Here is an 8,970-nt window from a genome sequence, read left to right on the forward strand (position 1 = left end):
GTCCTGGACGACCTCGGCTTCGACGACACCGAAACCCTCCTCAAGGAAGGCGCGGTGGCGCAGGCCTGATACTCGCGGCGGCGCCCGGTGATCCCCCTCCTGGCGATCATCGGCCGATGACCACCTACCGTCGACCACCTACCGTCGACCACCTACCGTCGACCACCGGGCGCCGGGGCCGCGGGTCAACCGACGGCGTCGGCGACGGACTGCGACCAGAGGGCCAGGGCGTCGTCGATCTGCGACTCGGTGACGATCAGCGGCGGGATCATCCGGACGACGTTGCCGTACGCGCCGCAGGTCAGGAGCAGGAGCCCGCGGTCGGCCGCCGCCTGGTGGGCGCGCTGCGCGGCGGCGGCGTCGGGCTCGCCGTCCGGCGCGGTGAACTCGGCGGCCTGCATCAGCCCGAGCCCGCGCACGTCGCCGATCTCCGGGTGGTCGGCGGCGACCTTGCGCAGGCCGTCGCTCAGCCGCGCGCCCTGGTGGGCGGCGTTGCCGACGAGGTTCTCGTCGGCGATGACCTGGAGCGTGGCGAGCGCGGCGGCGCAGGCGACGGCGTTGCCGCCGTAGGTGCCGCCCTGGGATCCGGGACGCGCCTTCTCCATCAGCGCGGTGGGCGCGGCGATCGCCGACAGCGGGAAACCGCTGGCCAGCCCCTTGGCGGTGACGAGGACGTCGGGACGCGCGGCGGAGTGCTCGTGGCCCCAGAACCGGCCCGTCCGCCCGAACCCGGTCTGCACCTCGTCCATGATCAGCAGGATGCCGTGCCGGTCGGCGCGCTCGCGCAGGCCCTCCAGGAACCCGGGCGGGGCGGGGATGTAGCCGCCCTCGCCGAGCACGGGCTCGACGATGAACGCGGCGGTGTCGGAGGCGGGACTCGCGGTGACGAGCAGGTAGTCCAGCTCGCGCAGCGCGAACCGGGTGGCCTCCTCCTCGTCCCAGCCGTACCGGTAGGCCTGCGGGAACGGCGCGACGGCGGCGCCCGGCATCAGCGGGCCGATCCCGGCGCGGAACTTCGTGCCCGCCGTGGTCAGCGCGGCGGCCCCCATCGTCCGGCCGTGGAACGAGCCGTGGAAGGCGACGATGTTCTGCCTGCCGGTGGCGTGCCGGGCCAGCCGGATGGACGCCTCGACCGCCTCGCTGCCGCTGTTGAGGAAGAACAGCGAGTCCAGTTCGGGCGGGAGGACCTCGCCGAGCGCGTCGGTGAGCCGCAGTAGCGGCTCGTGCATGACCGTCGTGTACTGGCCGTGGATCAGCGTGCCGACCTGCCGCTGCGCCGCCTCGACCACGCGCGGGTGGCAGTGGCCGGTGCCGGTGACGCCGATCCCCGCGGTGAAGTCCAGGTGCCGGCGGCCGTCGGTGCCGTACAGGTAGACGCCCTCGCCGCGCTCGGCGAGGACGGGGGTGGCCTGCTTGAGCTGGGGTGACAGCTTCGCCATGGGTCGTCCCTCCGGTGCCTTCGGTAGATTGTCGACAATCTGCAATGTAAGTGCCCCCCGGCCCGGATGTCCAGCACCGGATGCCCGGCGCCCGGGGCCCGGCCGCTAGGTGACGCGCAGGCGGTCGATGGAGTCGGTCATGTGCTCCTCGATGAGGGTCAGCAGCCGCTCCTCCTCGCCGTCGCCGATCGCGTCGACCAGGCGGCGGTGCTCCTCGACCAGCTCGGACGGCTCCGGATAGGTGTCCTGCAGCGCGTTGAGGCACATGCGGGTCTCCACCAGGAGGGTGTGCGCCATGCGTTCCAGCCGGTGGCTGCCCGACGCGGCGACCAGCACCTCGTGGAACGCCTGGTCGGCGTCGCTCATCGCGATCCGGTCGCGCTCGCTCGCCGCCTCGACGAGCGCGTCCAGGGCCTCGGTGAGCCGGGCGACGGCCTCGCCGCGGTTCCGCTCCATGATCAGCTGGCAGGCCTCCCGCTCGATCGCGAGCCGGGCGAGGTAGACGTCCTCGACGTCCCCCTCGTCCAGGGTGATCACGAACAGTCCCCGGTGCGGCTCGCTGACCAGCAGGCCCTCCTGGACGAGCCGCTGCATCGCCTCGCGCAGCGGGCCGCGGCTGATGCCCAGGCGGCCGGCCAGCTCGGCCTCGCCGAGCTGGGCCCCGGGTTCCAGCGACCCGTACATGATCGCCGAGCGCAGCTCGTCCGAGACGATCTCGACGGTCGACTTGCGGGGGACAGGTTCCAGCTCACCCAATTGGCCCATGCCCTCGGGCCCCTTTCTCGTCGCTGTCAGGTATGTCGTCCCACGTCGGCGGCGCCGGCCGGGACGGGGGCGGGCACGGCGAACAGCCGGCCCAGCCCGGTGCGCGGCGGGAGCCCCCCGGGACCGGACGCGAGCCGCAGTCCCTCCCACACGCTCACCTGGTTGGCGGTCAGGACCGGCTTGCCGGTCCGTGCCTCCAGCTCGTCGAGCCAGGACACGGTGTGCAGCGCGGTGTCGGGCACCAGCACCGCCTCGGCGTCCGGATGGTCGTTGGCGGCGACGAACGCGAGCACCTCGTCGCGGCCCAGCGTGCCGACCTCGGCGGCGGTGATGATGCCCCGGCAGGACAGCGCCACCACCTCGATGCCGGCGTGGCCGAGGAACGCGACGAACCGCTCGGCGACGTCGGAGGGGTACGTCGCGGCGACCGCGACCCGGGTGACGCCGAGCGCGCGGGCGGCGTTCACGAAGGCGAACGACGTGCTGGACGCGGGGACGCCCGCGGCCTCGCCGACGCCCTCGACCTGCCGTTCCGCGCCTTCCCAGCCGAACACGAAGCTCCCGCTGGTGCAGGCCCACACGGCGGCCTGGACGCCCATCGCGCGCAGCTCGCGGGCCCCGTCGCCCAGGACGTCGGCGCCGCCGATGTCCAGCAGCGCGTCCACCCGGTGGGCGTCCTCGCGCATCAGCGTGTGCACGACCGGCAGGCTCACCCCGCCGATGGCGCTCTCGATGGCGGGGTAGTCGTCCTCAGCGCTGTAGCCGGGGTAGAGGAACCCGACGCTCAACCTGTTCTGATGCATGGAATCGTCAATCCTAACCCTCAGGGCGATCAAGCCGCCGTGGACGGGGCCAGCTGCACCAGCGACTGCCCGGGACCGGCCGCGGAACGGCCCATCGCGCGCAGCGCCGAGCACATAGTGACCTGGTTGGCGGTGAGGACCGGCTTGCCGATCATCTGCTCCAGCGGCGCGATGATGTCGTAGGTCGGCACGTTCGTGCAGCTGATGAAGACCGCGTCCGCCTCGGGGGCGTCCACCGTCGACACCGCCGACACGATCTCGCCGTAGCCGACCTTCCAGATGTGGCTGAGCAGCCCCATCCCGACCGACGACACCACCTCGATGCCGTACTCGCCGAGAAAGGACACCAGCCGTTCGGTGACCGCGTCGATGTACGGGGTGACGACCGCGACCCGGCCGACGTCCAGGAGCCGGAGCGACTCCACGAGCGCGCCCGAGGTCGTCGTCGAGATCGGCGCTCCGGCCGACATCATCGACTGGTGCAGCTGCAGCTCGCCCGCCTTGCCGCGGATGAAGCTCCCCGAGGCGCAGGCGTAGGCGACGGCCAGCGGCTCGGGCGCCAGCACGTCGCGGGTGGCCTGCCGGACGATCGACTGGTCCGACAGCGCGGAGGCCATCTCCACGGTGACCGGGACCGGCACGTACGGGAGCCGGGTCATGAACAGCGAGACGTCGTCCGGCGTCCACCGCCACAGTTCGCGGTCGAGGGCGAAGTCGAAGGGCGCGACCACGCCGATGCCGTGCTGGGCGAGCAGCTCGGGGCCGACGACCAGCGTGGGGTCGAATGTCATGTGCGCGCCCACCGCTCTAGGACTCGGCACGGCTGTAGACCAGGCGCTCGCCGACTCCGCCGGAGCGCCAGACGTCATTGCAGGCCTCGGCCATCCGGTCGAGCCCGTCCACGATCGTCGCGTACACGTTGCCGGGCACCCAGCCGACGTCGCCGTTCAGCAGCAGGTTGTTGCGCCCGTAGAAGATCGCCAGGTCGATGATGCCGGGCAGCGCGTCGATGTTCTTCTCCTCCTTGAACCTGCGGTCGAGCATGCCGCCGGCGAAGGAGAAGTAGACGACGTCGCCCGGGATCGGTGTGACGGTGGGGTTCTCGAGGCCGACCTCCTCCTCGGAGAACCGCTCGACCATCGTGTACACCTCGTTGCGCGCGTACTTGGCGTGGTAGGCGTCGCCGCCGAGGGGCAGGGAGCGCCACACCGCCTCGCACGTGCGCGGCGCGTCCTTCTCCAGCAGTTCCGCGACGCATGACACGCCGCGACGCTCCAGAGTGATGGTCATGAGCTTGGGCATGCCGGACCTCCCCGTGGGCAGGGGTGGGCGAGAGCGTCGCCACCCGAAGGACTCTTCCGTTAGAGCGCTTTGGGATCCGTCCTGGCCTTGCGTGGGCAGGTTGCGACGGTCTTGCAGCACACGAATCTCAGTGCGCCGACCGGGGCCGCGGTGCAACGCGCTGATTGTTGACAATCCTACGAACTGTTCCTAGCGTGTCAATGCCTCCCCGAGTTCCCATCACGTAAACTCCGGACACCCTGAAAGCGACGCCGATGGAGCATGTTCCGCCCGCACCCGGTGGGCCACCCGACGTGGTGGTGCTGGTAGGGGACGTCGAGCCGCGCGGCATGGCGGATGTGGAGCGCCTCGCCCGCGTCCGTTACGTGCGCGAAACAGAGCTCGCGGACGCCCTTCCCGGCGCCGACGTCCTGTTCATGTGGGACTTCCTCTCCGAGGCACTCGCCGGAGCGTGGCCGGAGGACTGCGGGCCGGGCTGGGTCCACATCGCGAGCGCGGGCGTCGACCGGCTGCTGTTCCCGGGCCTGGTCGAGGGCGACGCGGTCGTCACCAACTCGCGCGGCGTCTTCGACGAGCCGATCGCCGAGTACGTGCTCGGGCTGGTGCTGACCTTCGCCAAGGACCTGCACACCACCGTCCGGCTCCAGGGCGAGCGGCGCTGGCGGCACCGCGAGACCGAGCGGGTCACCGGCGCCCGCGCGCTGGTCGTCGGCACCGGCCCGATCGGCCGCGCGATCGGCCGCCGGCTGTCCGCCGCGGGCCTCGCCGTCGCCGGAGCCGGCCGCACGGCCCGCGACGCCGACCCCGACCTCGGCCTCGTCCACCCGATGGAACGCCTCGGCGAGGCGCTCGCCTGGGCCGACTACGTCGTGCTCGCGGCGCCGCTCACCGAGCGGACCCGCCGCATGATCGACGCCGCCGCCCTGGACCGGATGCGGCCGTCCGCGCGGCTGATCAACGTGGGCCGCGGCGCGCTGGTGGCCGAGGCCGACCTGGTCGAGGCGCTGCGGGCCGGCCGGATCGCGGGCGCGGCGCTCGACGTCTTCGAGGACGAGCCGCTCCCGGAGTCCTCCCCCCTGTGGGACATGCCGGACGTCGTCGTCTCCCCGCACATGTCCGGGGACGTGGTCGGCTGGCGGGACGAGCTGGTCCGCATGTTCGCCGCGAACCTCGACCGCTACCTGTCCGGCCGCCCGCTGCGCAACGTCGTGGACAAAACTCTCGGCTATGTCGGCTCTCAGCGGGAAACCGCGGACCAGAGGGGGTAGCAGTGACCGTGGCCAGGCCAGAGGCGACCAAGCCCGAGGCGGGCGGGACCGACGCGGCCGACTTGACCGCGACCGAACTGCTCGACCACTACGCGGCCGGGACGCTCTCCCCGGTCGAGGCGGCCCAGGCCGTCCTCGCCCGGATCGAGCGCGCCGACCCCGAACTCAACGCGTTCTGCCTCGTCGACGAGGAGACCACGCTCGACATGGCCCGCGAGGCGGCCGACCGCCGGGCGCGCGGCACGACGCTCGGGCCGCTGGACGGCGTGCCCGTCTCCATCAAGGACGTCCTGCTCACGCGGGGCTGGCCCACCCTGCGCGGCTCCACGACGATCGACCCGGCGGGGCCGTGGGACGAGGACGCCCCGTCCGTCGCCCGCCTCCGCGAGCAGGGCGCGGTGTTCGTCGGCAAGACGACGACGCCCGAGTTCGCGTGGAAGGGCGTGACCGACAACCCGCTCACCGGCGTCACCCGCAACCCGTGGGACGTGTCCCGCACGCCGGGCGGGTCGAGCGGCGGCGCGGCGGCGGCGGTCGCGGCGGGCATGGCGCCGCTCGCCCTCGGGACGGACGGCGGCGGCTCGGTGCGCATCCCCGCCGCGTTCACCGGCACCTTCACGATCAAGCCGACGTACGGCCGCATCCCGCACTACCCGGCCAGCCCGTTCGGGACGCTCGCCCACACCGGCCCGATGACGAACACCGTGGCCGACGCGGCGCTGCTGCTCGACGCCGTCTGCGGCCCGGACGGCCGCGACTGGTCGTCGCTTCCGCCGCCGGACGTCCCGTTCGCCGAGGCCGTCCCGGACGACCTGACCGGGCTCCGCGTCGCGTTCAGCCCCGACCTGGGGTTCGCGAGGGTCGATCCCGAGATCGCGGCGTCGGTCGCCGCCGCCGCCGAGGTCTTCGCCGGACTCGGCGCGACGGTCGAGCTCGCCGACCCGGGTCTCGGCGGCGACCCGGCGGGGGAGTTCGAGGTCCTGTGGTTCGCGGGCGCCGCCAAGGTCGTCGAGCACCTGTCTCCGCAGGCCCGCGCGCGCCTCGACCCGGGCCTGCGGGAGATCTGCGAGCAGGGCGCCGGTTACTCGGCCGTCGAGTACCTGACCGCCACGGCCCGCCGCATGGAGCTCGGCCGCATCATGGGCCTGTTCCACGAGCGCTACGACCTGCTGCTCACCCCGACGATGCCGATCGCGGCGTTCGAGGCCGGGCTGGAGGTCCCGCCGGGTTCCCCGTCCCCGCGCTGGACGAGCTGGACCCCGTTCACCTACCCGTTCAACATGACCCAGCAGCCCGCCGCGAGCCTGCCGTGCGGCTTCACGTCCGGCGGCCTGCCGATCGGCCTCCAGGTCGTCGGTGCCCGCCACGCCGACGCCCTGGTCATGGCCGCCTGCCACGCCTTCGAGCGGGCCCGTCCGTGGCGGAAGCGGCGGCCGTGGCGTCCTCCGGAGGCGGAGCGGCTCACCCGAACGTGATGACGGCGCGGCCGCGGTGGACGCCCTCGTCCATCCCGGCGAGGACGCGCGGCGCGTCGTCCAGCGTCACGGGCGTGACCTCCGGGACGATCCCGTGCGCCACCGCGAAGTCGAGCGTGTCGCGCAGGTCGTGCGGGGACCCGGACGGCGCGCCCATCACCCGCAGCCGGTTCATGACGAGTGCCGCCGGGGGCACCGAGACGTTCTCCGCGCCGAAGCCGAGGTAGAGCAGGGTGCCGTCCGGGGCCAGGCCGCCGAACGCGGCCTGCCCGGTGGCGGTGTCGGGCGCGGTGTTCATCAGCACGTCCGCGCCGCCCCACGCCCGCAGGGCCTCGGCCGGGTCCTGCTCGGAGGTGGCGACGAACAGCTCGGCGCCGAGGCTCCTGGCCTCGTCCTCGGTCCGGCGCGACCGGGACACCACCGCGACCCGGGCGCCCATCGCGGCGGCGAACCGCAGCGCCATCGTCCCGACGCCGCCGGTGCCGAGCACGGCGACCCTGGACCCGGCGACCGCGCCGGCCTGCCGCAGGCCGTTGAACGCGGTGATCCCGGCGCACATCAGCGGCGCGCCCGCCACGGGGTCGAGACCGTCCGGGAGCGGGGTGACGAACCCGGCGCGGCCCAGGAAGTACTCCGCGTAGCCGCCGTCGCGGTTGACGCCGGTGACGGGCCTGGGCGCCCCGGTGCACAGGATCTGGTCGCCGCGCACGCACTGGTCGCAGTGGCCGCAGGAGCCGTACAGCCACTGCGCGCCGACCGGGGTACCGACCTGCGGCCGGTCGACGCCCTGGCCGAGCGCGGCCACGACCCCGCTGATCTCGTGGCCGGGGACGGTCGGGAACGTCCCGAACGGGTAGTGGCCCCGCAGGTGGTTGACCTCGGAGAAGCACATCCCGCACGCGGTGACCTCGACCAGGATCTCGCCGGGGCCCGGCTCGGGCGCCTCCCGTTCGACGATCTCCAGTCGCTTTCCGGGTGCGGACAGAAGCGCACTGCGCATGGCAGGCATCCCTTCTCATAGCGTTGGTATAGCCATGAGGATAACGCTGCTACATCGGACTTGCATAGCGATGTTCGGTAAAACTCTGTAACATCGATGTTGTGACTGCGCAGAAGGACCCCGACACCCGGGACAGGATCCTGCGGGCGGCCGCCCGGCTGCTCACCGAGGCCGGCGGCGAGCCGGTCTCGACGCGCGCCGTCTGCACCGCCGCGGGGGTCGGGGCGCCGACCCTCTACCACCACTTCGGCGACAAGCGCGGCCTGCTCGACGCCGTCGCCGCGTACGGGTTCGAGGAGTACCTGGCGGGCAAGCGCGCCCAGGAGAGCACCGGCGACCCGGTCGAGGACCTGCGGCGCGGCTGGGACCTGCACGTCGAGTACGGCAGGACCCACCCCGCGTTCTACACGCTGATGTACGGGACGTCCCGCACGCCGCCGGTCGCGGAGGAGGCGCACGCCATCCTGCTCGGCCTCATCGGGGCCGTCGCGGATGCCGGGCGCCTGCGGGTCTCCGTCGGCACCGCCGCCCGGATGACCCACGCCGCCGGGGTCGGCGTCACCCTCGCGATCATCGCCGGCGAGGGCGACGACGAACTGTCCGCGAGGACGAGGGAGGCGATCCTGGCCGCGATCACGGTCCCGCCGGACGGGGAGAGCGGAACGGCCTCGGCGGCGGGCCGCGCCGCCGCCCTGCGCGCCGCCCTGGCCGCCGCGCCGCCGCCGCACATGACCGCGTCCGAGGCGGCCCTGCTGAACGAGTGGCTGGACCGGATCGCCGGGGGCTAGCCGCAAAGCCGTGTAGTTAGGCGGATGGGTGGGATTGTCAAGGCCCGCAGACGGCAACGGAGTTCCTGCTAGAACAGCGTCGACCAAGATCGCTGAAGTGCAGGAACTCCGTTGGATACTCAGTCTGTCA

General features: G+C 72.9%; 9 protein-coding genes. 3 read left to right on the forward strand and 6 right to left on the reverse strand.

Annotation, left to right across the window (positions count from 1 at the left end; translation table 11 throughout):
• Positions 1-185: 185 nt before the first annotated feature.
• From E1281_RS33125 to E1281_RS33145, 5 genes are all read right to left on the reverse strand, one after another.
• The gene (locus tag E1281_RS33125) at positions 186-1,439 is read right to left on the reverse strand and encodes an aminotransferase class III-fold pyridoxal phosphate-dependent enzyme (protein WP_131883659.1); all 1,254 of its coding nucleotides are present in this window, start codon (positions 1,437-1,439) and stop codon (positions 186-188) included.
• A 105-nt stretch (positions 1,440-1,544) separates the two neighbouring features.
• Positions 1,545-2,204, reverse strand: coding sequence for a GntR family transcriptional regulator (locus E1281_RS33130; RefSeq protein WP_131883660.1), 660 nt, complete (start codon positions 2,202-2,204; stop codon positions 1,545-1,547).
• Between the two features lie 26 nt (positions 2,205-2,230).
• Complete coding sequence (locus tag E1281_RS33135; RefSeq protein ID WP_131883661.1) at positions 2,231-3,007, reverse strand: aspartate/glutamate racemase family protein; 777 nt, start codon at positions 3,005-3,007, stop codon at positions 2,231-2,233.
• A 29-nt stretch (positions 3,008-3,036) separates the two neighbouring features.
• Entirely contained in the window at positions 3,037-3,798 is a 762-nt protein-coding gene (locus tag E1281_RS33140) for an Asp/Glu racemase (RefSeq protein WP_165959214.1), read from the reverse strand.
• 16 nt (positions 3,799-3,814) lie between these two features.
• On the reverse strand, positions 3,815-4,297 hold the full coding sequence (locus E1281_RS33145) for a DUF3830 family protein (protein ID WP_207943638.1): 483 nt from the start codon (positions 4,295-4,297) through the stop codon (positions 3,815-3,817).
• Between the two features lie 341 nt (positions 4,298-4,638).
• On the opposite strand from E1281_RS33145, the gene E1281_RS33150 reads away from it, so the two are divergent.
• Together E1281_RS33150 and E1281_RS33155 are read left to right on the forward strand one after the other, a co-directional pair.
• Positions 4,639-5,577 (forward strand): D-2-hydroxyacid dehydrogenase, encoded by a 939-nt coding sequence (locus tag E1281_RS33150; RefSeq protein WP_131883666.1) that lies wholly within the window; start codon positions 4,639-4,641, stop codon positions 5,575-5,577.
• Positions 5,578-5,579: 2 nt separating this feature from the next.
• A complete protein-coding gene (locus E1281_RS33155; RefSeq protein ID WP_131883663.1) occupies positions 5,580-7,052 on the forward strand; it encodes an amidase in 1,473 nt (490 codons plus the stop codon).
• Here the strand turns inward: E1281_RS33155 and E1281_RS33160 are convergent.
• Positions 7,039-8,052: an alcohol dehydrogenase catalytic domain-containing protein gene (locus tag E1281_RS33160; protein ID WP_131883664.1), complete on the reverse strand. Its 1,014-nt coding sequence runs from the start codon at positions 8,050-8,052 to the stop codon at positions 7,039-7,041. The two genes, E1281_RS33155 and E1281_RS33160, sit on opposite strands and share 14 nt — an antisense overlap.
• 101 nt (positions 8,053-8,153) lie before the next feature.
• On the opposite strand from E1281_RS33160, the gene E1281_RS33165 reads away from it, so the two are divergent.
• Positions 8,154-8,840, forward strand: coding sequence for a TetR/AcrR family transcriptional regulator (locus tag E1281_RS33165; RefSeq protein ID WP_131883665.1), 687 nt, complete (start codon positions 8,154-8,156; stop codon positions 8,838-8,840).
• Positions 8,841-8,970: the final 130 nt, after the last annotated feature.

This window comes from Actinomadura sp. KC345 (assembly GCF_004348515.1).
Lineage (GTDB): Bacteria > Actinomycetota > Actinomycetes > Streptosporangiales > Streptosporangiaceae > Spirillospora.

Coding starts and splice junctions, on each gene's coding strand:
- E1281_RS33125 (WP_131883659.1), bottom strand. CDS start 1,439: ATGGCGAAGCTGTCACCCCAGCTCAAGCAGGCCACCCCCGTCCTCGCC.
- E1281_RS33130 (WP_131883660.1), bottom strand. CDS start 2,204: ATGGGCCAATTGGGTGAGCTGGAACCTGTCCCCCGCAAGTCGACCGTC.
- E1281_RS33135 (WP_131883661.1), bottom strand. CDS start 3,007: ATGCATCAGAACAGGTTGAGCGTCGGGTTCCTCTACCCCGGCTACAGC.
- E1281_RS33140 (WP_165959214.1), bottom strand. CDS start 3,798: ATGACATTCGACCCCACGCTGGTCGTCGGCCCCGAGCTGCTCGCCCAG.
- E1281_RS33145 (WP_207943638.1), bottom strand. CDS start 4,297: ATGACCATCACTCTGGAGCGTCGCGGCGTGTCATGCGTCGCGGAACTG.
- E1281_RS33150 (WP_131883666.1), top strand. CDS start 4,639: ATGGCGGATGTGGAGCGCCTCGCCCGCGTCCGTTACGTGCGCGAAACA.
- E1281_RS33160 (WP_131883664.1), bottom strand. CDS start 8,052: ATGCGCAGTGCGCTTCTGTCCGCACCCGGAAAGCGACTGGAGATCGTC.